Consider the following 20,542-nt stretch of genomic DNA (forward strand, 5'->3'; position numbering starts at 1 on the left):
GTTTCTACGGATATTTTAACACTTTTCCCTCATTATCTGGCTCTTTTTTTGTTTCCTTTTACTCTGTTTCTCCTTTTGCTCTGCCCCGATACACATTTTCTTCTTTACCTGCATTTACTTTTACTATTGACCATTCTTTCATTTTCTCCCTTAACAAAAGGCTTTTTTACCTATAAGAAAATTCTTTATCTCTTCTGTATCCTTATCTCTGTCCTGATAAAATAAAATGAGCCCTGTTTTTTTAGCTGGGAATTTATCGTTTTCCACTCACGCCTTAAACTGATTGACGATAGACGCGATGCATCATAGTGCAAGAAAGTAAGACATTTCATTTCCTATTGACTGTTCAGTATAAATTTACCCCTTCTCGCTTTGTATCCCCTTCTCCCTTTATTTCTTTTCTTTTTTTCATGGAAGTAGAGCTATCCGCTTTTTTCCTGTTCCATTTCCTGCTTCAGATTTTTTCTTTTTCCTTTCTCGGCAGAAAATAGAGAATCTTTCCCGCCTCTTCCTCAATTCAATTTTCCATAAAAAAAGTGAATCAGCTTGAAGACTGAATCACAGTGATAAATCACGCCGACGGAATATCCCGATGGCGGCTATATAGAACATAAGTCCCAGAACGGCCAGGATTCCCGCCAGAAGTAAGGCTTCATTGCTTCCAGCAGCCAATTCTTTGGCCTGAAACAGAGTCAGCGGCGTTAAGAATTTTAATTTGTCGAGCTGATCTGACGTTTGAGAAAGCATCTGAATTAACAGAAATGCGATCAGGCAGCCGCCAGCACAGCCGTAAGCTTTTTTCTGTTCTGAAAACACGCAGGAAAAGAAGAAGCACAATCCACCTAAGAACAGATGCAGTCCCAGCAATCCGATGTTCATCCGCAGATAATTAACCACATCCAGTTCTCCAGGAAATAACAGACTGCTGGCTGCCAGTCCTAACACCGTGGCATATCCGACCAGCAAAAGCGTGCAAAGCAGAATGAAAAATATCTGGGTTATAACGATTACGCCGCGAGTATTGGGCGTTGCCAGCAGATAGGCCATTGAACCTTGATCAACATAGCGCGCAACCAGCCGAACTGCGATCAACACCAGACACAGCATGGGGATTGCGATCAGGATGAAGCCATACAAATAATTGGCAATGAAATCCAGCATCGTTGCCCCCGCGTTGGTCATCCCGAACGCAGCGAACAGTTCCGGCATGCTTTCCGCCATCAGATCCAGGCTGGCGCCCAGCTTGGGATCATACATTGCGATAATCACCGTGCTGTACAGCGTGATCACCGCCAGAAATAACAAAATCATTTTATAGTTGGCGCGCAGTTCGCGGCGCAGTAACGGCAGACTCATGCGGTATGCTCCTTCCCATAATAGTGCAGAAATAATTCCTCCAACGTTTGACGGCGTGTTTCCAGATCAACGACTTCATAGCGGGCAGCCAGTTTTAAAATCGGATCCATAGCGCCGGAGGTTTGCAGCGTAACCTGATTCTCATGCAGTGCGGCATTCTTTACCCGCGCGGCAAAATCAGCGGCCTCCGCTGGATAGCGGAACTTCAAGATCACCGTGCGCTGATGGTTTTGATTCAGGTCCTTCATCTTTTCCACTGCGATCTGGCGGCCTTCCTTAATAATAACGACGCGGTCGCAGGTTTGTTCCACTTCTTCGAACAAGTGAGACGACATCAGAATCGTTGTTCCTTTTTGTTTTTCTTCTTTGATTTTATCCACGAATTTTTTCTGCGTCAGCGGGTCGAGGCCGCTGGTCGGCTCATCCAGGATCAGAATTTCCGGTTCGTTCATCAGCGCGCAGACTAAGCCGATCTTCTGCTTCATGCCCTTGGACATTTTCTTGATCCGTCCTTTGGGGTCCAACTCGAAATAGTCCAGCAGTTCCCTGGCTTTTGTTATGTTTGGCATCTTTTTCATCGCGGCGATGAATTTGATAAACTCCATTCCGTCCATATCGTCCATGAACGCGATCTCTCCAGGCAGATACCCGACGTCCTTCTGAATCTGGGCGGCATTGCGGAAACAATCGTGTCCCTTAATGCTGACACGTCCATGATCGGGTTGAATAAATCCCATGAGTGTCCGGATTGTCGTTGTTTTTCCAGCCCCGTTCGGGCCGAGAAAACCCATGACCTCTCCGCTTTCCACATTGAAGCTCAGATCGAACACGCCGCGCTGCTGACCGTAATTCTTGGTCATATTTTTAACTTTGAGAATGGTTTTCATTTATTTCCTCCTTATAGGCGATTTTACGGAACATCGTTTGCCAATCATGGAAATCCCGCATTAATTCGTCAATTTCCAACGTTTCGGATTGTCTCAGCTTATCCTGGATATAACCTTCCGCCATCCACGTCAGCATTTGCAGCAGCTGCCGGGGATCGACATCGTCCTTAAACCGGGAAAAATGAATGTTTTTAAAATAAACGGAATACACCTCGGCTAACGTAGCGGTAATCCGGTCTTTCATCGCCTCGCTGACTTCCTCCCGACGGGAATAATAAGCTTTCATCACAAAATTCATTAAATAAGGATATTGCAGGATAATCGAATATTTGACTCGGGCGGCATATTCCATCAGTTCGAAAAAATCGGTAATCTGAATGAAATCGTCGGTAACTACCCGTGAATGAAAGAATTCACAACAGTAGTCAAACAGGAACAGATAGAACTCTTTTTTGTTTTTAAAATAATAGAAAAGCAGCCCCTTGGAGATTCCAGCTTTGGCTGTGATGTCATCCGTCGAAGCGGATAATCGTGCGCCCCGAAGACTTCCAGTCCGGCGTTGATGATCCGCTGCTGCTTCGCGGCTGGTAATTCATAGAACTTCTCGTTCATCAAAGAGCCTCCTGACTGACCAGGTCAGTCTTTCATTCTCATTATAGGGGATTGACTCAACTTTACAACCCCCGGAATTCGATGAAAAGCGTTTCTTTTCTTATTTCCGCCGTTTTCCCATTCCCATCCGGTTTTCCTTCATTTCAAGCAGATTTGACGCTCATTCGCTCAGAAATGGCGTCTGAGGCTGATTTTCCCCCGGCAGGTTCTTTATCAATCATGGTTTGAAGTTTGCCCCGGAAGCTGCAAGTCCTGTCCTGAAAGAGAGTCCTTTCCCCTGCTTCTTTCCATTGTCTGAACTGCAGAAAAAAAAGCACAGCCAAAGCCATGCTTTTCATTGGATAATTAAACCAGTTCGATGATCGCCATCGGTGCGCTGTCGCCGCGACGGAAGCCGGTCTTTAAGACACGGGTATATCCGCCGTTGCGGTCGGCATATTTCGGACCGATTTCGTCAAACAGCTTCTTCAGTACCGTTTCGCCTGTCTTTTCATCCGCAACGACATTGCGGACATAAGCGGCAGCCTGACGGCGGGCATGCAGATCTCCGCGCTTGGCCAACGTGATCAGTTCGTCGACAACAGAGCGCAGTTCTTTCGCCTTCATTTCAGTTGTTTCAATTTTGCCGTTCAGGATCAGGCTGGTAGCCATATTGCGAAGCATCGCTTTCCGGTGGTCAGCAGTGCGTCCTAATTTACGATTCCACATAGGGGGTTCCTCCTTTACTTGCGATTAGTCGTATGATTTGAAGCTCAGACCCAATTCGTAAATCTTGTCTTTGACTTCTTTTAACGATTTTTTACCCAGATTCCGGACTCTCATCATTTCTTCTTCAGAACGCTGAGTCAGTTCTTCGACCGTCTGGATGCCGGCCCGCTTCAAACAGTTGTAAGAACGGACGGACAGATCCAGATCTTCGATCGCCATGGACTGCATGTTCTTCGGCGATTCGCCGTTGACATCCTTCATGACGGATTCCATATCCGCGACGGATTCGTTGACATGGGTCAAGAGATCGAGATGATCGATCAGAATCTTGGAGCCCAGCGCCAGCGACATCTGCGGCGTGATCGAACCGTTAGTCCAGATTTCAAAAATCAGGCGGTCGTATTTCGCATCCTGGCCGACACGAGTCGGTTCCACATTATACGAAATACGGTCGATCGGGGTATAGATGGAATCGGTATACACCGTTCCAATTCCCTGAGAAGATCCCTGGTACAAGGCTTTGTTGCCATCAGCGCTGATGTAGCCGCGGCCGTTGCGGGCCTTCAGTTCCATTTCCAGCGTAGCGCCTTCTTCCAGGTGCGCGATTTCCAGATCTTTGTTCAATACTTCCACACCCGTCGGGCAGATAATATCGCCCGCGGTCACGGTCATTGGGCCTTTTGCGGCAATTCTTAAGGTATAGGATTCATCGTCATCAATCTTCATGATCAGATTCTTGATGTTCAGAATCATCATTGTGACGTCTTCTTCAACGCCAGGAATGGATGTAAACTCGTGGTAAACACCTTCAACCTTAATCGAGTAAACCGCAGCTCCCGGTAAAGAGGAGAGTAAAACACGTCTGAGGGCATTACCAAGGGTAGTGCCGAAGCCTCTTTCAAGAGGTTCTACAACGAATTTTCCATAATGGTCAGATTCAACATATTCTTTGACTTCAAACTTTGCGCGTTCAAATTTTTGCATAACCATTTCCCTCCTCAATTAGGTTATTAACCACGTGGCCGCTTCGGTGGACGGCATCCATTGTGCGGAATCGGAGTAACGTCGTTGATGACTGTGATTTCCAAGCCAGCCGTCTGTAAAGAACGGACAGCCGCTTCACGTCCAGGTCCCGGACCCTTAACGTTGACTTCGACAACCTTCATGCCGTGATCGACAGCAGCCTTGCCGGCAGCTTCGCCTGCCATCTGAGCGGCAAACGGTGTAGATTTACGAGAACCCTTGAAGCCTAATGCACCCGCGCTGGACCATGCGATGGCATTTCCGCTTTCATCGGTAATCGTTACGATTGTATTGTTAAATGTTGAATGAATATGTGCAACGCCTTTAGCGACATTCTTGCGGACACGACGCTTGCGGCTTGTCTGTTTCACTTTTGCCATTGACTACTATCCTCCCGCTTATTTCTTCTTATTCGCTACCGTACGACGCGGTCCTTTGCGTGTACGAGCGTTGGTCTTGGTGCGCTGTCCGCGGACAGGCAGTCCCTTACGATGACGAACACCGCGGTAGCAGCCGATTTCCATCAAGCGCTTGATGTTCAGCTGGGTTTCACGGCGCAGATCGCCTTCAACTTTGATCTGGTCAACTTCCTGACGGATCGCGTTGACCTGTTCGTCTGTCAGATCTTTAACACGGATATCTTCGCTGATTCCGCATTTCTTCAGAATGGTCTTCGCTGTAGAGCTGCCGATTCCGTAGATATAAGTTAAGGATACCACGACGCGCTTGTCGCGTGGGATATCGATTCCTGCAATACGAGCCATATCTCTCTAATTCCTCCTAGTTTCCTTGACGCTGCTTGTGCTTAGGGTTTTCACAAATAACCATAACGCGGCCTTTGCGCTTGATGATGCGGCACTTATCGCATATTGGTTTGACAGATGGTCTTACTTTCATGCGTTTTTCCTCCTGTAGACTATTTGTGTCTAAATGTAATACGCCCACGTGTTAAATCATACGGTGAAATTTCAACGGTAACCCGATCTCCCGGTAAAATGCGAATGTAATGCATACGGATTTTACCAGAAACGTGAGCTAAAATGGTGTGACCGTTGGCGAGCTTCACCTTAAACATCGCATTGGGAAGTGTATCTTCTACTATCCCGTCAATTTCAATGACATCCTGTTTGCCCATAAACTGAATCTTCCTCCTCATCTGGATTGATTGTCAGAATTTCATACCCGTCTTTGGTAATGACGATGGTATGTTCGTAATGTGCTGCCAGAGAGCCGTCTTTGGTAACGACTGTCCAGTCATCAGCCAACACCCGTGTGTGCGGCTTGCCTGCGTGAACCATCGGTTCGATTGCGAACGTCATGCCTTCCTTTAACAGAATGCCTTTGCCCGGTGAACCAAAATTCGGAATCGCAGGTTCTTCGTGCAGGTGCGTGCCGATTCCATGACCTGTATAATCGATTGGCACTGAATACCCGTGCGCTTCGACAAACTCGCCGATCGCGTGCGAAATATCACTTAAACGATTCCCAGGTTTTGCCTGTTCTAAACCTATAAAAAGAGATTGGCGTGTAACTTCCATCAATCGCACCGCTTCCTCGCTGACGCGGCCGACGGCGAACGTCCACGCGGCGTCCCCATGATAGCCTTTATAACAAGCTCCGATGTCAATGGAAATGAGATCTCCGTCTTTCAACACAGTCTGATCCGGAATGCCATGAACCAGCACTGAATTGATCGAAGTACAGATAGACGCAGGAAAGCCCCCGTACCCTTTAAAGGACGGCGAGGCTCCCTGTTGCCGGATCACTTTCTCAGCGATCCTGTCCAGCTGTTTAGTAGTTACTCCCGGAGCGATCGCAGCCGCCACAGCCGCACGGGCCAGGGCTACGATCTTTCCGGCTTGCTTCATCGTTGCGATTTCTCGCGGCGATTTGGCAGAGATCATTTCACGTTCTCCAATGCCGCGGCGACATCATTCCACACTTCGTCAATCGAACGCGTGGCATTGATGTCGACGACCAGTCCTTTTTCACGGTAGTAATCAAGAACCGGCTTGGTATTCTTTTCATGCTCGTCAAGACGAACACGAAGCTGTTCCTCTGTATCATCAGCGCGCTGAATGAGCGGAGAACCGCAGACATCACAAATGCCCTCCACCTGACTTGGGTGATTGCGGACATGATAGATCGCACCGCAGTTCTTACACATGCGGCGGCCCGTGATGCGATCGGCCAGAGCTTCAAACTCCACTACTAAGTTTATAACAACTTCCACCGGTTTGGCAATTTCTTTTGATAAATTTTCGAAAGATTTTGCCTGAACCAGCGTTCTTGGATAGCCATCCAACAGATAACCAGCTTGACAGTCCGGCTGTTTCAGCCGATCTGCGACCATTGCGACCGTAATTTCATCCGGTACGAGCTTGCCGGCGTTCATGTATTCCTGCGCTTTTTTACCCAGCTCCGTGCCTTCTTTGATGTTGGCGCGGAACATATCTCCTGTGGAGATGTGCGGAATTTTAAAGCTTTCCAGAATTTTTGCCGACATTGTCCCCTTGCCGCTTCCGGCAGGTCCCATGATCAGAATGTTCATTCTCACTCACCTCTTATTTTTGAATAAAACCGCGGTATGATTTCTGGGTCAGCTGCCCTTTCAGCTGACTCATCGTCTCCATGGCAACGCCGACAACGATGATGATTCCGGTTCCGCCCATTGAAACAGAGGACGGCAGGTTTGTCACCATTGGCAGGATGTACGGAAGCAGCGCGATAAACACGAGGAAGATCGCGCCCAGCACCGTGATCCGGTTCAGCACCTTGGATAAGTATTCCCTGGTTTCTGTACCCGGACGAATGCCGGGAATATAGGTTCCGGACTTGCCGAGATTTTCTGCAATCTTCTCTGGATCCACCTGTAAATTAGTGTAGAAGAAGGTAAACAGAACGATCAGTACCGCATAGATGCAAAGGCCCAACGGCTTCTGCAGCGACAAGATGTTATTCAGAGTGGTTGTGAAGCTGTTGGCTTCAAAGAAGCTCATGATCGTCAGCGGCGCCGTCATGATCGCCGAAGCGAAGATAACCGGGATGACGCTGGCGGAGTTGATTTTTAACGGTAAGTAGGTCATATCGTTGCGGCCCTTGGTCATGGAGCTGGATGTGTACTGTACCGGGATCTTTCGGGTTGCCAGCTGCATGAAGACAACCAGCACGATGATCAAAAGATACATTAATACATACAGCATAAACGTCAGGATGCCGTTGAACATCGCCGTGTTGTTTGTCGTATCAACCAGGGTATTGAAGACCTGAACAAACTGGAACGGGATGTTTGCGACGATACCCGCGAAGATGATGATGGAAACGCCGTTTCCGATCCCCTTCGCCGAGATCTGATCGCCGACCCACAATAAGAACATTGTACCCGCTGTCAGCACCGTCGCCACGTACAGGTAAGTGGAAACGCCGGCGCCGGAGAGGATCCCATAGCTCTTATCAAAAGCATAGACCATCGTAAAGGCTTGAATAAACGCTAAGACCACACCCATATATCGTGTGATCTTATCCATTTTCATGCGACCCTGCTGACCTGATTTCGCCATTTCCGTCAGTGCCGGAATGACGTCCATCGACATCAGCTGGATGATGATCGAAGCGGTGATGTACGGTGTAACGCCCAAGGCGAAGACCGACAGACGCTGTAATGCGCCGCCGCCCAGCAGGTTCATCATTCCCAGAATGGAATTATCAGCGATGCCGGCGGTCAGCGCCGTCGCATCTACCCCCGGAACCGGAATGCCGGATCCGAGTCGGTAGATGAACAGCATGGCCAGAGTAAAGATAATCTTAGACCGGATTTCTTTATTCTTGAACAGGCTGGTAAAGGTCTGGATCATGTTAGATCACCTCTACTTTTCCGCCTGCTTTTTCAATTGCTTCTACTGCTGATTTGGAAAATTTATTGGCTTTGACCGTCAGCTTCTTTTCCAGTTCGCCGACGCCCAGGATCTTCACGCCGTCCAGTTCCTTGCGGACTAAACCCGCCTGCTTTAACAGTTCCGGAGTAATCTCAGCGCCATCTTCGAACCGGTTCAGCAGTTCGACGTTGACGATCGAGTATTCCTTACGGGTGAAGTTTGTGAATCCACGCTTCGGCAGACGACGCCAGATCGGTGTCTGACCGCCTTCAAAGCCCAGTGCGACTCCGCCGCCGGAACGAGCGTTCTGGCCCTTGGAACCCTTGCCTGCAGTTTTGCCCCATCCGGAGCCATGGCCGCGGCCGATTCTCTTCGAGTTACGACGTGCACCTTCTGTGTATTTCAGTTCGTTTAATTTCATTGTAGCTGCCTCCCGTCTAACTTAGCGAATTTCCTGCGGCTTCTTCTCACGCAGTTTGCTAACGCTTTCGATCGTTTTCAGTTCTTTCAGACCGGCAACCGTGGCATGAACCATGTTGATCGGCGTGCGGGAACCGATGCACTTGGACAGAACGTCGCTGACGCCTGCCAGTTCCAGAACCGCACGGACAGCGCCGCCGGCGATAACGCCGGTACCTTCTGCAGCCGGTTTCAGGAACACTTCACCCGCGCCGTAAACGCCGGTGACAGCATGTGGGATCGTGGAGCCATTGTTTACCAGAGGAACTCTGAACAGATTCTTCTTGGCATTTTCACTGGCCTTCTTAATTGCATCAGGAACTTCGTTAGCTTTTCCTGTGCCGTAGCCTACGCGGCCTTTTTTGTCACCAATGACAACCAGGGCGGCAAAGCGGAAACGACGTCCACCTTTAACAACCTTGGTTACACGGTTGATGACAACAACGCGTTCTTCAAATTCTTTATCGCGTTCAACTCTTCTTGGTTTACGTTCCATTCAGCGAGCCCTCCTAGAATTTCAGTCCGGCCTCTCTGGCAGCTTCGGCCAGGGCCTGGACACGTCCGTGATAAACATAACCTCCACGGTCAAATACAACTTCAGTGATGTTCTTAGCTAAAGCACGCTTCGCCAGTTCGGTTCCGACTGTCTTTGCGGCTTCGATATTTCCGCCGTTTTCCAGCTTCATGTCCACGCTGCTGCAGGCAACCAACGTCGTGCCGTTAACATCGTCGATGATCTGGCAGTGGATATGGCTGTTAGAACGGAAGACGTTCAGGCGTGGGCGTTCCGGAGTTCCGCTGATCTTTGTACGGACGCGAATGTGACGACGAATTCTTTCATCATTTTTAGATACTTTCTTAAGCATTGTTCACTCTCTCCTTTCCCACTATTTCTTACCAGCCGTCTTGCCTTCTTTACGACGGACATGTTCGCCTTTATAGCGAATACCTTTACCCTTGTATGGTTCAGGTTTCTTTGTTGCCCGGACGACCGCAGCGAATTCGCCGACGCGCTGCTTGTCGATGCCGGAAACTTTGATTTCAGTTGCGGACGGGCACTCAACTTTCAGGCCTTCCTCAACCTCGAATTCAACCGGGTGAGAGAAGCCGACGTTCAGTGTCAGCTTGTTGCCGCTGACCGCGGCACGGAAGCCGATACCGACAACTTCCAGTTCACGGGTGAAGCCCTCAGAAACGCCGACGACCATGTTGTGCAGCAGCGCGCGGGTTGTGCCGTGCAGCTGTTTGATATGCTTCTCATCGTTCGGACGAACGACTTTGATTTCATTGCCGTTGACATCGATCTGCATGTTTTCGTTAAACTGACGTGTTAAAGTACCCTTAGGTCCTTTGACCGTCACCTCATTGCCAGCCGCAACCGTGACTTCAACACCGGCTGGAATGGTAATCGTTTTATTACCGATACGTGACATTGTTTTCTATTCCTTTCTCTAACACGCTTACCATACGTAGGCGATAACTTCGCCGCCCGTATGCTTCGCTCTTGCTTCTTTGTCGGTCATCAATCCCTGAGAGGTAGAGATGATCGCGATGCCTAAACCGTTCAGGACACGTGGGATCGAGCCGCTCTTGGCGTATACCCGTAAGCCTGGCTTCGAGATACGCTTGATGCCGCTGATAACTTTTTCGTTATTCGGGCCGTATTTCAAAGTGACTGTGATCTTCTTTTCTGCAGCGGTTTCACCTGTGACTGCGTAATTCAGGATAAATCCTTCGTTCTTCAGGATCTTCGCAATTTCAACCTTCTGCTTGCTTGCCGGAATTTCAACGGCTTCGTGGCGCGCCTGAACACCGTTACGGATTCTGGTCAGCATATCTGCGATAGGATCAGTCATATTCATCATTGCTTTTTCCTCCTTCCGTATCCTTACCAGCTTGCCTTCTTGACTCCCGGAATCTGGCCCTTATAGGCTAATTCGCGGAAGCAGATACGGCAGACTTTGTACTTGCTTAAGACAGAGTGCGGACGTCCACAACGTTCGCAGCGCGTGTACTCTCTGACTTTGTACTTCTGAGGACGCTGCTGCTTAATTTTCATTGATGTCTTTGCCATGGTTGTTGTCCTCCTTATTTCGCAAACGGCATGCCCATACCTGCCAGCAATGCCTTTGCTTCTTCATCAGTATTGGCCGTCGTTACGATAACGATGTCCATACCGCGTACTTTGCTTACTTTATCAAAGTTGATTTCCGGGAAAATGATCTGTTCCTTCACGCCCAGCGTGTAGTTGCCGCGACCGTCGAACGCCGTTGTGCTGACGCCGCGGAAGTCGCGGACACGCGGCAGGGAAATGTTGAACAGCTTATCCAGGAATTCATACATGTGTTCACCGCGCAGGGTGACCTTGCAGCCGATCGGCATGCCTTCACGCAGCTTGAAGTTCGCGATGGACTTCTTCGCCTTGGTGATGACCGGCTTCTGGCCTGCCAGCTGAGTCAGTTCGGCAACCGCTTCGTCCAGCGCCTTCGGGTTGGCGATCGCATCGCCGACACCCATGTTGATGACGACTTTCTCGATCTTCGGGCACTGCATGACAGAGCTGTAATTGAACTGCTTCATCAGAGATTCAATGACTGTCTTCTGGTATTTTTCAACAAGACGGTTCATTATTTCTTACCTCCCTTGACGACGTTGCCGGATTTCTTGAATACGCGGACCTTTTCGCCCTTTTCGACCTTAAAGCCGATCCGGCTGGCTGTTTTGGCTTTGGAATCATACGCCATGACATTGGATACATGAATCGGAGCTTCCTTTTCAATGATGCCTCCGTCCGGGTTAGCCTGAGTCGGCTTCAGGTGTTTCTTCATCAGATTGACACCCTCAACGATGACTTTGTTCTCTTTCGGCATAACGGCCAGAACTTCGCCGATCGTTCCCTTGTAATGTCCAGTGATGACTTTTACTTTATCGCCTTTTTTAATTTTCATCTCAAGCCACCTCCTATAAAACTTCTGGTGCCAAAGAAACAATCTTCATGAAGTCTTTGTCACGCAGTTCTCTTGCAACAGGACCGAAAATACGGGTTCCTCTTGGTGTGTTGTCGTCCTTGATGATAACGGCTGCATTGTCATCAAACTTGATGTAGCTGCCGTTTTCACGACGGATGCCGTAACGTGTCCGGACGATGACCGCCTTGACGACGTCGCCCTTCTTTACAGTTCCGCCAGGAGCTGCTGTCTTGACCGAGCAGACGATGATATCGCCGATGTTCGCTCTTTTGCGCTTGCTGCCGCCCAGGCAACGGATGACTAATAATTCCTTAGCACCGGTGTTGTCCGCGACATTTAATCTACTTTCATTCGTAATCATTGTCAGTTCCTCCTTGTGCTATTAAAGAATTACAGCCTTTTCGACGATCTTAACCAGGCGGAAACGCTTGGTCGCGGATAACGGACGAGTTTCCATGATTTCTACGATATCACCGATCTTCGCCTCATTGTTCTCATCATGTGCTTTGAATTTCTTTGAATATTTAATACGCTTCGAATAAAGCGGATGACTCTTGCTGGTTGCTACCTCAACCGTAATGGTCTTGTCCATCTTATCAGAAACGACTTTTCCGCGTAATACTTTACGGTTTGATCTTTCCATGACCAGTTATCCTCCTTATTTCGCCTCACTGAGTTCGCGCTCAGTGATGACAGTTTTGATGCGAGCGATCGTCTTGCGAATTTCCTTCATGCGGGAAGGATTCTCCAGCTGGCCGGTAGCTTGCTGGAAACGCAGGTTGAACAGCTCTTCTTTTAAAGATTCAATTTCCTGAAGTAATTCAGTATTGCTCTTATCACGAATTTCCTTAACGTTCATTTCCTATTCCTCCTCGCCTCGGCGCACGAATTTGCACTTGACCGGCAGCTTGTGGGCTGCTAAGCGCAGAGCTTCACGCGCTGTTTCTTCATCGACGCCGCCGACTTCAAACAGGACGCGGCCTGGCTGAACTACGGCTACCCATCCTTCAGGTGCGCCTTTACCGGAACCCATTCGGACTTCCAGCGGTTTCTTCGTAATTGCCAGATGTGGGAAGATTTTGATCCAAACCTGGCCGCCACGCTTCATGTAACGAGTCATGGCGACACGCGCCGCCTCGATCTGACGGTTGCTGACGTACGCACCGGAGTAAGCAATTAATCCATACTCACCGAATACGATCTCACGTCCAGCCTTCGAGCGACCTTCGTAACTCTGGCGATGAGGTCTTCTGTATTTTGTTCTATTAGGCATTAACATGATTAATTACCTCCTTCAACGGTTCCTTCAGCCTTTGGTGCAGCTGCTTTAGCTTCCCTGGCTTCGGCATTGCGGTTGTTGTTATTGTTGCTGCGGTTGCCGCGGCGGTCATTCCGTCCGCCACGCCGGCGATCGCGGCCCTGAGGCATCTTCGGTGCTTCCGGTTCCTGAACCATCTGGCCCGGCAGGACTTCGCCGCGGCAGATCCAGACTTTAACGCCCAGCTTGCCGTAAGTCGTCATCGCTTCGACAATCGCGAAGTCGATGTCCGAACGCAGCGTATGCAGAGGAACGACGCCCTCGGAATAGCCTTCGCTGCGCGCGATATCCGCGCCGCCTAAACGGCCGGAAACCAGGGTACGGATACCCTTGGCGCCTGCCCGCATCGTCTTCTGAATCTGACGCTTCTGGCAGGTTCTGAACGAAGCACGCTGTTCCAGCTGCTCAGCGATAGCGCGAGCGACCAGGTGTGCATCCAGATCCGGATTGGCAACTTCGACCACTTTGATGTGGATCTGCTTGCCAGCGCACATTTTCTGCAGCTTCTTCTTTAAGATTTCAATGCTTTCACCGTTGCTGCCGATGATCACGCCCGGGCGAGCGGCACGGATGATGATCTCAACACGGTTCTTAGAGCGTTCGATTTCGATTCTGGAAACGTAAGCCGCATGCAGTTCCTTAAACAGGAATTCACGGATTTTGACGTCTTCCATCAACAGGGTGCCGTAATCTTTTTCAGCATACCATCTGGATTCCCAGTCGCGGATGACGCCGACACGCATTCCAATTGGACTAACTTTCTGACCCATGAGAGTACCTCCTACCGTTCTTCAACCACAACAGTAATGTGGCTGGTGCGCTTTAAAATCTGAGCGGCGTTGCCCTTTGCCCGAGGCATGAAACGCTTCATGGTGATTCCCTCGTTGGCATAGCACGCTTTAACGTACAATTTTGATTCATCCAGCTGATGATTGTTGACCGCATTGGCAACGGCTGATTTCAGCACTTTCCCAACCGCTTCGGCAGCGTGGTTCGGTGTGAACTTCAGGATTGCTTCTGCTTCCTTCGCATCTTTGCCTCTGACTAAATCCAGAACAAGTCTGACTTTGCGAGGGGCGATGCGGACAGTTTTCGCTGTTGCTTTGACTTCCATTGTGGCACCTCCTACGCTTTCTTGTCGTCGCCATGACCGCCGAATTTGCGGGTTGGGACGAATTCGCCAAGTTTATGGCCGACCATATCTTCTGTGACATAGACAGGGACATGTTCCTTACCGTTGTAAACCGCGAACGTATGTTCAACGAACTGCGGGAAAATAGTGGAACGGCGAGACCATGTTTTGATGACTTCTTTCTTGCCTGACGCGTTCAGCTTTTCCACTTTTTTCATTAAATGGTCATCACAGAACGGTCCTTTTTTCAAACTACGACTCATTTTAGCTTCCTTCCTTTCGTTTACTTACCGTTGCGGCGGCGTGTGATTAATTTCGTAGACGCCTTTTTGGTTTTGCGGGTCTTGACGCCCATGGCTTTCTTGCCCCACGGCGTCATTGGTGATTTACGGCCAACCGGAGTTCTGCCTTCACCACCGCCATGCGGGTGATCGTTCGGGTTCATGACGGAACCACGGACTGTCGGACGAATGCCCAGCCAGCGGGAACGTCCAGCCTTACCCAGGTTAACCAGGCTGTGATCTTCGTTGCCGACCGTACCGATGGTAGCGCGGCAGTTGCTCAGAACCTTGCGGACTTCGCCAGAGGCCAGACGCAGAATCGTGTAGCGGCCTTCGGAACCCAGGATCTGTGCGGAAACACCAGCGGAACGTGCCAGCTGGCCGCCCTTGCCCGGCTTCAGTTCAACGTTGTGAACGAAAGTACCTTCAGGGATGTTGCGCAACTCCATCGCATTGCCGACCTTGATGTCGACAGCTTCGCCGGAAACGATGGTCTGTCCGACCTGCATTCCCTTCGGAGCCAGGATATAGCGCTTTTCACCGTCTGCATAGTTCAGCAGCGCGATGTTGGCGGAACGGTTCGGATCGTACTCGATCGTTGCGACCTTCGCCGGGATGTTGTCTTTATTACGCTTGAAGTCGATCACGCGGTACTGACGCTTGTGTCCGCCGCCCTGATGACGGGTTGTGATCCGACCGGTGTTGTTGCGGCCGCCCTTTTTGGACAGCGGTTCAAGCAGCGAGCGTTCTGGAGAAGTCGATGTGATTTCTTCGAAGCTCAGGCTTGACATACCGCGACGACCTGGAGTCGTTGGTTTATATTTCTTAATCGCCATTGGATTTAGTCCTCCTTACGCATTTTTCCGGAAATAGCGTGTTCTTCCGATATGTTGATCAGCTTATTCCGAGAATAAGTTGATATCCTGTCCTTCCGGCAGCTTGACAACTGCTTTGCGGACAGCGCTCGTCTTGCCGACGTATTTGCCCATTCTCTTCGTCTTCGGCTTGCAGTTCAGAATGTTGACCTGTTCAACCTTGACGCCGAAAATTTCTTCAACAGCCAGACGGACCTGCGTCTTGTTCGCGCCCTTTGCGACCGCGAAAGTGATCTTGTTGTCAGTGTCCATCAGCTTCATCGTCTTTTCAGTGATGATCGGGCGGATAATGATATCTCTTGCGTTACTCATTATGCGAATACCTCCCCAGCTTTGTTGGCAGCCGCTTCCGTCATAACCAGCTTCTGAGCGTTGGCGATGTCGAAGGCGTTCAGTTCTTCAACTGTCAATAAGGCAGCGTTCGGAATGTTGCGCAGGGACATGAAGGCATTGTCGAAGTCCTCGGCGATATCCGCTACAAACAGCGTTTTGCCTTCAAACTTGAACGCATCCATAACCTTGACAAATTCCTTTGTCTTGATCGCGTCGAACTTCAGCGCATCGACGACAACCAGGTTGTTTTCAATGACCTTTTCAGAAAGCAGCGATCTTAAAGCCAACCGGCGAACCTTGCGGTTCAGACGGTAAGCATAGCTGCGCGGCGTCGGGCCGAAGGCGATGCCGCCGCCTCTCCACTGCGGAGCGCGGATGGAACCCTGACGGGCACGGCCTGTGCCCTTCTGACGCCAAGGCTTCTTGCCGCCGCCGCTGACTTCATGACGGCTCTTGGTGTCATGCGTACCCTGACGCATATTCGCACGCTGCATGATGAGCGCGTCAAACATGACCTGCTGATTAGGTTCAATGCCGAATACAGCCTCAGCCAGTTCGATTTCGCGAATCTCTTTAGCTTCCAGGTTATATACATTTAACTTTGGCATCTGTTATTCCTCCTCTTTTGCTTCTTCGGAATAGCTGATCAGATCCTTGGCCGAAACAGCAGCTGTTCCTTTGACGGATGACTTAACAACAACCAGTCCGCGCTTCGGTCCCGGGACGTTGCCCTTGATCAGCATGTAGTTGTTTTCAACATCAACCTTGATGATTTCCAGATTCTGTGTCGTGGTGGTATATCCACCTTCCTGGCCAGCGCCAGCCGTTCCCTTTTCGATCCGGCCGTTGTTACGTCCGGTTGTAGCCAGAGAACCGATATGCCGCATGTTCTTGGATCCGCCGTGGGTCTTCGGGCCCATCGTTGCGTTGTTTCTGACGATCGTGCCGTTGTAGCCGCGGCCCTTGCTGGTGCCGGTTACGTCGACGATTTCGCCGGCGGCGAACAGATCAACCTTCACTTCGTTGCCGACTTCCAGGTTTGTCATTTCCGTGCCGCGGATTTCGCGGACGAAACGCTTCGCTGCGGTCGATGCCTTGGCAGCATGACCCTTTTCAGCTTTGTTGGAACCCTTTTCGCTCAGATCTTCAAATCCCAGCTGAACAGCTTCGTAGCCATCGTTTTCCAGGGTTTTCTTCTGCAGCACTACGTTCGGCAGTGCTTCTACGACCGTGACAGGAATCAATACGCCGTCCGTAGTGAATACCTGCGTCATGCCAAGTTTACGTCCTAAAATACCTTTCATGATGTCACCTCCACTGTCCTTACAGCTTGATCTCGATGTCGACGCCGCTCGGCAGTTCCAGACGGCTCAATGCGTCAATGGTTTCTGCAGTCGGTCCGACGATCTCGATCAAACGCTTATGTGTTCTGATTTCAAACTGCTCACGCGAATCTTTGTACTTGTGGACAGCTCTTAAAATGGTTACCACCTGCTTCTCTGTCGGCAGGGGTACAGGTCCGACGACTTTCTTTGCGCCGTGTTCCTGAGCAGCCTTAACGATCTTTTCGCTGGCTGTATCCAGGATTCTGTGTTCGTAAGCTTTTAAACGAATTCTTACGCTGTTTTTTGCCATGAAATCTTCCTCCTTCATTTCATCCGCCGTTTCGGCAGATTCGCTCGGTGTGAATTCCCCGGTCTTCAAGCTTAGCTGGCGCTATCGTGACAACGCCGATCAGCGTGCCGGCAACCTCCCACGTCCATGCGAATGCTTCGCTATTATAGCACTCAAAAACAGGCAATGCAACACTTTTTTCAAAAAAGTTAAAAACTTGGAAATACGGCTTCAGATCAAGCTCTTTTCAAGTTTCGAAAATCAATGATTTCAACAATTTCCTGGCAACGAAGATCAGTGTGCCATTGTTATCTTCCTGACCGGATTCTTCCCAAAATAAGGTACAATCCGCAGGCGATTTTCACTGTTTTTCGCCCAATTTCACGATATTTTTCATCTGGCAGCGCTTACATCTGGCAAGATTGACGAATCTTTGACAGATTTCGCCGGATTCCGTTTCTATGCAGGTCTGATTTATATTATAATAAGGATACTTTCAGGAGGTGAGCGCATGTTTGAATTTCTGAAGTTTAGAAAACAGGAACGCCGGCAGGTCGTTGTCGCGCTGCACGGGTTTGGACGGCGGCGGACCGATGAGTTTCTGCCGTTAAAAAATTTCCTCGCCGCCAAGAACATCGAACTGATCCTGCCGGAGTTATTTAATCCGCGCAACCCGCAGGATGTCGATCCGCAGAAATGGATCCAGCGGGCTGAGGAAGTCGTCGATCAGCTGGCAGCCCAGAACGCGGAAGTCATTCTGGTCGGCTTCTCGATGGGCGGCGTCATCGCCGCGCATCTGGCCGCTGTCAAACCGGTAAAGAAGTTGATTCTGCTGGCGCCGGCATTCAATTATATCAATGTCGCCAACGCCGCGGATTACATCACCGGCTGGTTCAGCAGTCCCGGAAAAAAAGAACAGCCTGACCCGTATCCGCCGCTGCCCGCTGATTTTACTTCGGTGTTCATGAACGTCGTCGATCTGTTGAAGCAGGATGCCGCGCTGGTGGAATGTCCGGTGCTGATCTTCCACGGTACGGATGACGAAACCATTTCCGTTTCATCCAGCCGCAAGATCTACAAAAAGATTCCGGCCGCGCAGAAGGGACTGATCATGTTGGAAGGGGTCGGCCATGCGATTCTGGACGATCCGGTCTACGCTTCGCTGACGTTGAACACCATCGCCGCGTTCATCGCCGATCAGTTCCATTTTTGATCATTCCAGGAGTTCTTGTGCTCTGACCGGCCAAGACCACTTAACCTGATCCTTTCCTGTTCTGTTCTTTTCTGTTCTTCCTTTATATAAAGGAAAGCTGCAGCGCTTCTGATTTTTATCTTTAAACGTTACAGCTTTTTTATGATCTTATTCTATTTTAAGACGGCCGCTTCGCGCTGCGCCAGTACGCCAGCGCCGCAGCAGCCGACAGTGCGAACGCTCCGGCGCTCAGCACAAACGGAAACAACATATTCAGGTCGTAGACGATCCCCGCAGCCAGTGAGCCGAGCACATTGCCCATCGACTTGATCGCGTTGAACAGACCGGTGATGATGCCGACTTCGCTGTTTTTTCGCCCCTCCACGGATAAAGCCTGCGTGATCGGCTGATAAACGGCATTAGCGGTAAAGAATATCAGGTTCATCGCAATGAACAGCGTCAGATTGCCCGGAATCAGTGCTCCCGCTGCACTCAGCGCGCACAGCGCCAGCACGGCGATCAGTGATTTCTTCACCTCAGTGCGGCGGATGATCCACAGATTGATGGAGAAATTTGCGATCAGGCCGATAAGACCGATGACCGCTTTGATTAATCCATTATAAACCGGTTTAAAATCCAGCTCGGCCTTCAAGAAATAGTTAAACGCATTTTCATGGCAGTTGCTGGCGAAGCCGGTCAGAAAGACGACAGTCAGAAACAGGATCATGACGGTGCTCATCAGACTGCGGGCGCTGGCAAAGGAGTTGAACGGATTGACGGTTTTCAGCAGCACGCGCGGACGAACAGTCTGCGGATCCACAATCGAATCTTCGACAAAGAACATTGCGCCCACGCCCAGCACGATCATCCAGACCGCCTGAACGTTGAACGCCAGCTGGAAGTGAATCGTTCCCAGAACGCCGCCCAGCAGATAGCCCACCGCCAGCGAAGCGGACTGCATCGCCGTATAGACCGCCAGATTGGAAGCCTGTTTTGCAGGCTCACTGACGTCGATCACATATGCCATCGTCGCCACGATCGCGCCGCCGGAAAAAGCCCCGGCCGCCCCGCGTGAGATCAGCACCATCAGCTCACTCGATGAGAAGCCCAGACTCAGCTGCGCCAGCCCATAACAGACGCAGGAGATCGTAAAGACCTTCACGCGGCCGAGATGATTGCTGAACTCGCCCCAGAATACAGACGTTAGAAATGAAAAGAAGCACATCACCGCCATCGACGTTCCGAAAATCCGCGACGGCAGTCCCATCGCCGTATATAAGGTCGGCGTCACCGGATGATGGAAATTCATGCCGATTCCCAACAAGACCGTGATCACCAGCATTCTGAACACTGATTTCTTTTTTGTCATGCTTGCATCCCCCTTATGACTTCTCTATAATACAAGTTAAACCCAGGTTGAAGTCAAGCCGAAAAGGAGAAATGGTATGGATTATTCGATCAAAGAAATTTCTGAGCGGCTCCGCATCCCCGCTTCCACGCTGCGGTATTATGAAAAGCGCGGGTTAATCGGTCCGCTGCGGCGCGGCGCGGGCCAGGTCCGCATCTTTACCGAAGACGATCTCCGGCTGCTGCAGATCATCCAGTGCTTAAAACGAACCGGCATGCCGGTCGAAGAAATCCGCGAGTTCGTCGGGCTGATCCGTCAGGGCGATGCGACGTTGGAACAGCGAACTGCCTTATTTGAGCGTCACCAAGCCCAGATTGAGCATCAGATTGAAGCGCTGCAGGAAAATCTGGCGGTGTTAAAACGCAAGATGAGGTTGTTCAACACACCGAAAAAATATCAAAACCACCCGTAAAACGGGTGGTATCCTCTGGCCCTATAAGGGCCTTTTGTTGCACTGGGCCTTCGCCCATTGAGGCTTGACAGCTGCAACACTTTCTCCA

At 50.2% G+C, this 20,542-nt stretch carries 36 protein-coding genes; 2 read left to right on the forward strand and 34 right to left on the reverse strand.

The genetic code is table 11. The features are described from left to right. Positions 1–558 precede the first annotated feature (558 nt). From I2D94_RS16660 to rpsJ, 33 genes are all read right to left on the reverse strand, one after another. Positions 559–1,356, reverse strand: coding sequence for an ABC transporter permease subunit (locus tag I2D94_RS16660; RefSeq protein ID WP_195397727.1), 798 nt, complete (start codon positions 1,354–1,356; stop codon positions 559–561). Continuing rightward, a complete protein-coding gene (locus tag I2D94_RS16665) occupies positions 1,353–2,243 on the reverse strand; it encodes an ABC transporter ATP-binding protein (protein WP_195397728.1) in 891 nt (296 codons plus the stop codon). The genes I2D94_RS16660 and I2D94_RS16665 overlap by 4 nt, the downstream gene beginning before the upstream one ends. After that, positions 2,221–2,733 (reverse strand): TetR/AcrR family transcriptional regulator, encoded by a 513-nt coding sequence (locus tag I2D94_RS18745; protein ID WP_370544634.1) that lies wholly within the window; start codon positions 2,731–2,733, stop codon positions 2,221–2,223. Before I2D94_RS18745 ends, I2D94_RS16665 begins: the two co-directional genes overlap by 23 nt. After that, on the reverse strand, positions 2,637–2,855 hold the full coding sequence (locus I2D94_RS18440) for a hypothetical protein (protein ID WP_229056932.1): 219 nt from the start codon (positions 2,853–2,855) through the stop codon (positions 2,637–2,639). The genes I2D94_RS18745 and I2D94_RS18440 overlap by 97 nt, the downstream gene beginning before the upstream one ends. A gap of 345 nt (positions 2,856–3,200) precedes the next feature. Continuing rightward, positions 3,201–3,563 (reverse strand): 50S ribosomal protein L17, encoded by a 363-nt coding sequence (gene rplQ, locus I2D94_RS16675; protein WP_072685413.1) that lies wholly within the window; start codon positions 3,561–3,563, stop codon positions 3,201–3,203. Positions 3,564–3,587: 24 nt separating this feature from the next. Further along, a complete protein-coding gene (locus I2D94_RS16680) occupies positions 3,588–4,547 on the reverse strand; it encodes a DNA-directed RNA polymerase subunit alpha (protein WP_020226066.1) in 960 nt (319 codons plus the stop codon). Positions 4,548–4,573: 26 nt separating this feature from the next. Further along, a complete protein-coding gene (rpsK, locus tag I2D94_RS16685; protein ID WP_072685412.1) occupies positions 4,574–4,966 on the reverse strand; it encodes a 30S ribosomal protein S11 in 393 nt (130 codons plus the stop codon). A gap of 18 nt (positions 4,967–4,984) precedes the next feature. Then, on the reverse strand, positions 4,985–5,350 hold the full coding sequence (gene rpsM, locus I2D94_RS16690; protein ID WP_072685411.1) for a 30S ribosomal protein S13: 366 nt from the start codon (positions 5,348–5,350) through the stop codon (positions 4,985–4,987). Positions 5,351–5,366: 16 nt separating this feature from the next. Further along, entirely contained in the window at positions 5,367–5,483 is a 117-nt protein-coding gene (gene rpmJ / locus I2D94_RS16695) for a 50S ribosomal protein L36 (protein WP_008979808.1), read from the reverse strand. Between the two features lie 19 nt (positions 5,484–5,502). Continuing rightward, positions 5,503–5,721: a translation initiation factor IF-1 gene (gene infA, locus I2D94_RS16700; RefSeq protein WP_006058587.1), complete on the reverse strand. Its 219-nt coding sequence runs from the start codon at positions 5,719–5,721 to the stop codon at positions 5,503–5,505. Further along, on the reverse strand, positions 5,699–6,490 hold the full coding sequence (gene map, locus I2D94_RS16705; protein ID WP_195397729.1) for a type I methionyl aminopeptidase: 792 nt from the start codon (positions 6,488–6,490) through the stop codon (positions 5,699–5,701). Before map ends, infA begins: the two co-directional genes overlap by 23 nt. Next, positions 6,487–7,137 (reverse strand): adenylate kinase, encoded by a 651-nt coding sequence (locus tag I2D94_RS16710; RefSeq protein WP_072685409.1) that lies wholly within the window; start codon positions 7,135–7,137, stop codon positions 6,487–6,489. The genes map and I2D94_RS16710 overlap by 4 nt, the downstream gene beginning before the upstream one ends. A gap of 13 nt (positions 7,138–7,150) precedes the next feature. Then, the gene (gene secY / locus I2D94_RS16715) at positions 7,151–8,440 is read right to left on the reverse strand and encodes a preprotein translocase subunit SecY (RefSeq protein ID WP_072685408.1); all 1,290 of its coding nucleotides are present in this window, start codon (positions 8,438–8,440) and stop codon (positions 7,151–7,153) included. Position 8,441: 1 nt separating this feature from the next. Next, the gene (rplO, locus tag I2D94_RS16720; protein ID WP_006058583.1) at positions 8,442–8,882 is read right to left on the reverse strand and encodes a 50S ribosomal protein L15; all 441 of its coding nucleotides are present in this window, start codon (positions 8,880–8,882) and stop codon (positions 8,442–8,444) included. Between the two features lie 21 nt (positions 8,883–8,903). Then, the gene (gene rpsE / locus I2D94_RS16725) at positions 8,904–9,416 is read right to left on the reverse strand and encodes a 30S ribosomal protein S5 (RefSeq protein ID WP_006058582.1); all 513 of its coding nucleotides are present in this window, start codon (positions 9,414–9,416) and stop codon (positions 8,904–8,906) included. Between the two features lie 13 nt (positions 9,417–9,429). Further along, entirely contained in the window at positions 9,430–9,786 is a 357-nt protein-coding gene (rplR, locus tag I2D94_RS16730; RefSeq protein ID WP_072685407.1) for a 50S ribosomal protein L18, read from the reverse strand. Positions 9,787–9,807: 21 nt separating this feature from the next. Then, the gene (gene rplF, locus I2D94_RS16735) at positions 9,808–10,353 is read right to left on the reverse strand and encodes a 50S ribosomal protein L6 (protein WP_072685406.1); all 546 of its coding nucleotides are present in this window, start codon (positions 10,351–10,353) and stop codon (positions 9,808–9,810) included. Between the two features lie 27 nt (positions 10,354–10,380). Beyond that, a complete protein-coding gene (gene rpsH / locus I2D94_RS16740) occupies positions 10,381–10,782 on the reverse strand; it encodes a 30S ribosomal protein S8 (RefSeq protein ID WP_039864159.1) in 402 nt (133 codons plus the stop codon). A gap of 26 nt (positions 10,783–10,808) precedes the next feature. Further along, positions 10,809–10,994 carry a type Z 30S ribosomal protein S14 gene (locus I2D94_RS16745; protein WP_006058578.1) on the reverse strand — a complete coding sequence of 62 codons (186 nt, stop codon included), beginning with the start codon at positions 10,992–10,994 and terminating at the stop codon, positions 10,809–10,811. A 14-nt stretch (positions 10,995–11,008) separates the two neighbouring features. After that, the gene (gene rplE, locus I2D94_RS16750; protein WP_240281466.1) at positions 11,009–11,551 is read right to left on the reverse strand and encodes a 50S ribosomal protein L5; all 543 of its coding nucleotides are present in this window, start codon (positions 11,549–11,551) and stop codon (positions 11,009–11,011) included. Beyond that, entirely contained in the window at positions 11,548–11,868 is a 321-nt protein-coding gene (gene rplX / locus I2D94_RS16755; protein WP_006058576.1) for a 50S ribosomal protein L24, read from the reverse strand. The genes rplE and rplX overlap by 4 nt, the downstream gene beginning before the upstream one ends. 13 nt (positions 11,869–11,881) lie before the next feature. After that, entirely contained in the window at positions 11,882–12,250 is a 369-nt protein-coding gene (gene rplN / locus I2D94_RS16760) for a 50S ribosomal protein L14 (RefSeq protein ID WP_020226056.1), read from the reverse strand. A gap of 21 nt (positions 12,251–12,271) precedes the next feature. Beyond that, entirely contained in the window at positions 12,272–12,532 is a 261-nt protein-coding gene (rpsQ, locus tag I2D94_RS16765; protein ID WP_020226055.1) for a 30S ribosomal protein S17, read from the reverse strand. 15 nt (positions 12,533–12,547) lie between these two features. Continuing rightward, entirely contained in the window at positions 12,548–12,748 is a 201-nt protein-coding gene (gene rpmC, locus I2D94_RS16770; protein ID WP_006058573.1) for a 50S ribosomal protein L29, read from the reverse strand. Positions 12,749–12,751: 3 nt separating this feature from the next. Continuing rightward, positions 12,752–13,168, reverse strand: a complete 417-nt coding sequence (rplP, locus tag I2D94_RS16775; protein WP_006058572.1) for a 50S ribosomal protein L16 — start codon at positions 13,166–13,168, stop codon at positions 12,752–12,754. 2 nt (positions 13,169–13,170) lie between these two features. After that, entirely contained in the window at positions 13,171–13,977 is an 807-nt protein-coding gene (gene rpsC / locus I2D94_RS16780) for a 30S ribosomal protein S3 (protein WP_072685405.1), read from the reverse strand. A gap of 11 nt (positions 13,978–13,988) precedes the next feature. Then, positions 13,989–14,321, reverse strand: coding sequence for a 50S ribosomal protein L22 (rplV, locus tag I2D94_RS16785; protein ID WP_006058570.1), 333 nt, complete (start codon positions 14,319–14,321; stop codon positions 13,989–13,991). Between the two features lie 11 nt (positions 14,322–14,332). Then, positions 14,333–14,602 carry a 30S ribosomal protein S19 gene (gene rpsS / locus I2D94_RS16790; protein WP_006058569.1) on the reverse strand — a complete coding sequence of 90 codons (270 nt, stop codon included), beginning with the start codon at positions 14,600–14,602 and terminating at the stop codon, positions 14,333–14,335. A gap of 20 nt (positions 14,603–14,622) precedes the next feature. After that, complete coding sequence (rplB, locus tag I2D94_RS16795; RefSeq protein ID WP_072685404.1) at positions 14,623–15,456, reverse strand: 50S ribosomal protein L2; 834 nt, start codon at positions 15,454–15,456, stop codon at positions 14,623–14,625. Between the two features lie 63 nt (positions 15,457–15,519). Beyond that, entirely contained in the window at positions 15,520–15,807 is a 288-nt protein-coding gene (gene rplW / locus I2D94_RS16800; RefSeq protein WP_006058567.1) for a 50S ribosomal protein L23, read from the reverse strand. Further along, positions 15,807–16,436: a 50S ribosomal protein L4 gene (gene rplD, locus I2D94_RS16805; protein WP_006058566.1), complete on the reverse strand. Its 630-nt coding sequence runs from the start codon at positions 16,434–16,436 to the stop codon at positions 15,807–15,809. The genes rplW and rplD overlap by 1 nt, the downstream gene beginning before the upstream one ends. 3 nt (positions 16,437–16,439) lie before the next feature. After that, positions 16,440–17,132: a 50S ribosomal protein L3 gene (gene rplC, locus I2D94_RS16810; RefSeq protein ID WP_006058565.1), complete on the reverse strand. Its 693-nt coding sequence runs from the start codon at positions 17,130–17,132 to the stop codon at positions 16,440–16,442. Positions 17,133–17,151: 19 nt separating this feature from the next. Next, positions 17,152–17,463: a 30S ribosomal protein S10 gene (rpsJ, locus tag I2D94_RS16815; protein WP_020226047.1), complete on the reverse strand. Its 312-nt coding sequence runs from the start codon at positions 17,461–17,463 to the stop codon at positions 17,152–17,154. Positions 17,464–17,953: 490 nt separating this feature from the next. On the opposite strand from rpsJ, the gene I2D94_RS16820 reads away from it, so the two are divergent. Next, positions 17,954–18,655: a carboxylesterase gene (locus I2D94_RS16820; RefSeq protein WP_195397730.1), complete on the forward strand. Its 702-nt coding sequence runs from the start codon at positions 17,954–17,956 to the stop codon at positions 18,653–18,655. A gap of 157 nt (positions 18,656–18,812) precedes the next feature. On the opposite strand, the gene I2D94_RS16825 is transcribed toward I2D94_RS16820, so the two are convergent. Beyond that, on the reverse strand, positions 18,813–20,003 hold the full coding sequence (locus I2D94_RS16825) for an MFS transporter (protein ID WP_072685402.1): 1,191 nt from the start codon (positions 20,001–20,003) through the stop codon (positions 18,813–18,815). A gap of 76 nt (positions 20,004–20,079) precedes the next feature. Here I2D94_RS16825 and I2D94_RS16830 point away from each other — a divergent pair, with 76 nt between their 5' ends. After that, positions 20,080–20,454 carry a MerR family transcriptional regulator gene (locus I2D94_RS16830; RefSeq protein WP_195397731.1) on the forward strand — a complete coding sequence of 125 codons (375 nt, stop codon included), beginning with the start codon at positions 20,080–20,082 and terminating at the stop codon, positions 20,452–20,454. Positions 20,455–20,542: the final 88 nt, after the last annotated feature.

The organism is Holdemania sp. 1001302B_160321_E10, from assembly GCF_015552275.1.
Taxonomy (GTDB): domain Bacteria; phylum Bacillota_I; class Bacilli_A; order Erysipelotrichales; family Erysipelotrichaceae; genus Holdemania.

Excerpts from the sequence above, each read along its gene's own strand:
- rplP (WP_006058572.1), bottom strand. The coding sequence starts at position 13,168 with ATGTTAATGCCTAATAGAACAAAATACAGAAGACCTCATCGCCAGAGT.
- rpsH (WP_039864159.1), bottom strand. The coding sequence starts at position 10,782 with ATGAATATGACTGATCCTATCGCAGATATGCTGACCAGAATCCGTAAC.
- rpsJ (WP_020226047.1), bottom strand. The coding sequence starts at position 17,463 with ATGGCAAAAAACAGCGTAAGAATTCGTTTAAAAGCTTACGAACACAGA.
- rplN (WP_020226056.1), bottom strand. The coding sequence starts at position 12,250 with ATGATTACGAATGAAAGTAGATTAAATGTCGCGGACAACACCGGTGCT.
- secY (WP_072685408.1), bottom strand. The coding sequence starts at position 8,440 with ATGATCCAGACCTTTACCAGCCTGTTCAAGAATAAAGAAATCCGGTCT.
- infA (WP_006058587.1), bottom strand. The coding sequence starts at position 5,721 with ATGGGCAAACAGGATGTCATTGAAATTGACGGGATAGTAGAAGATACA.
- I2D94_RS16710 (WP_072685409.1), bottom strand. The coding sequence starts at position 7,137 with ATGAACATTCTGATCATGGGACCTGCCGGAAGCGGCAAGGGGACAATG.
- map (WP_195397729.1), bottom strand. The coding sequence starts at position 6,490 with ATGATCTCTGCCAAATCGCCGCGAGAAATCGCAACGATGAAGCAAGCC.
- I2D94_RS16830 (WP_195397731.1), top strand. The coding sequence starts at position 20,080 with ATGGATTATTCGATCAAAGAAATTTCTGAGCGGCTCCGCATCCCCGCT.
- rplX (WP_006058576.1), bottom strand. The coding sequence starts at position 11,868 with ATGAAAATTAAAAAAGGCGATAAAGTAAAAGTCATCACTGGACATTAC.
- rplV (WP_006058570.1), bottom strand. The coding sequence starts at position 14,321 with ATGGAAGTCAAAGCAACAGCGAAAACTGTCCGCATCGCCCCTCGCAAA.
- rpsE (WP_006058582.1), bottom strand. The coding sequence starts at position 9,416 with ATGGAACGTAAACCAAGAAGAGTTGAACGCGATAAAGAATTTGAAGAA.
- I2D94_RS16825 (WP_072685402.1), bottom strand. The coding sequence starts at position 20,003 with ATGACAAAAAAGAAATCAGTGTTCAGAATGCTGGTGATCACGGTCTTG.
- rplW (WP_006058567.1), bottom strand. The coding sequence starts at position 15,807 with ATGAGTAACGCAAGAGATATCATTATCCGCCCGATCATCACTGAAAAG.
- rpmC (WP_006058573.1), bottom strand. The coding sequence starts at position 12,748 with ATGAACGTTAAGGAAATTCGTGATAAGAGCAATACTGAATTACTTCAG.
- I2D94_RS16680 (WP_020226066.1), bottom strand. The coding sequence starts at position 4,547 with ATGCAAAAATTTGAACGCGCAAAGTTTGAAGTCAAAGAATATGTTGAA.
- rpsS (WP_006058569.1), bottom strand. The coding sequence starts at position 14,602 with ATGAGTCGTAGTTTGAAAAAAGGACCGTTCTGTGATGACCATTTAATG.
- I2D94_RS18440 (WP_229056932.1), bottom strand. The coding sequence starts at position 2,855 with ATGAACGAGAAGTTCTATGAATTACCAGCCGCGAAGCAGCAGCGGATC.
- rplC (WP_006058565.1), bottom strand. The coding sequence starts at position 17,132 with ATGAAAGGTATTTTAGGACGTAAACTTGGCATGACGCAGGTATTCACT.
- I2D94_RS16660 (WP_195397727.1), bottom strand. The coding sequence starts at position 1,356 with ATGAGTCTGCCGTTACTGCGCCGCGAACTGCGCGCCAACTATAAAATG.
- rplR (WP_072685407.1), bottom strand. The coding sequence starts at position 9,786 with ATGCTTAAGAAAGTATCTAAAAATGATGAAAGAATTCGTCGTCACATT.
- rplO (WP_006058583.1), bottom strand. The coding sequence starts at position 8,882 with ATGAAATTAAACGAACTGAAATACACAGAAGGTGCACGTCGTAACTCG.
- rpmJ (WP_008979808.1), bottom strand. The coding sequence starts at position 5,483 with ATGAAAGTAAGACCATCTGTCAAACCAATATGCGATAAGTGCCGCATC.
- rpsC (WP_072685405.1), bottom strand. The coding sequence starts at position 13,977 with ATGGGTCAGAAAGTTAGTCCAATTGGAATGCGTGTCGGCGTCATCCGC.
- rplF (WP_072685406.1), bottom strand. The coding sequence starts at position 10,353 with ATGTCACGTATCGGTAATAAAACGATTACCATTCCAGCCGGTGTTGAA.
- rplD (WP_006058566.1), bottom strand. The coding sequence starts at position 16,436 with ATGCCAAAGTTAAATGTATATAACCTGGAAGCTAAAGAGATTCGCGAA.
- rpsM (WP_072685411.1), bottom strand. The coding sequence starts at position 5,350 with ATGGCTCGTATTGCAGGAATCGATATCCCACGCGACAAGCGCGTCGTG.
- I2D94_RS16665 (WP_195397728.1), bottom strand. The coding sequence starts at position 2,243 with ATGAAAACCATTCTCAAAGTTAAAAATATGACCAAGAATTACGGTCAG.
- I2D94_RS16745 (WP_006058578.1), bottom strand. The coding sequence starts at position 10,994 with ATGGCAAAGACATCAATGAAAATTAAGCAGCAGCGTCCTCAGAAGTAC.
- rpsQ (WP_020226055.1), bottom strand. The coding sequence starts at position 12,532 with ATGGAAAGATCAAACCGTAAAGTATTACGCGGAAAAGTCGTTTCTGAT.
- I2D94_RS16820 (WP_195397730.1), top strand. The coding sequence starts at position 17,954 with ATGTTTGAATTTCTGAAGTTTAGAAAACAGGAACGCCGGCAGGTCGTT.
- rplB (WP_072685404.1), bottom strand. The coding sequence starts at position 15,456 with ATGGCGATTAAGAAATATAAACCAACGACTCCAGGTCGTCGCGGTATG.
- rpsK (WP_072685412.1), bottom strand. The coding sequence starts at position 4,966 with ATGGCAAAAGTGAAACAGACAAGCCGCAAGCGTCGTGTCCGCAAGAAT.
- rplQ (WP_072685413.1), bottom strand. The coding sequence starts at position 3,563 with ATGTGGAATCGTAAATTAGGACGCACTGCTGACCACCGGAAAGCGATG.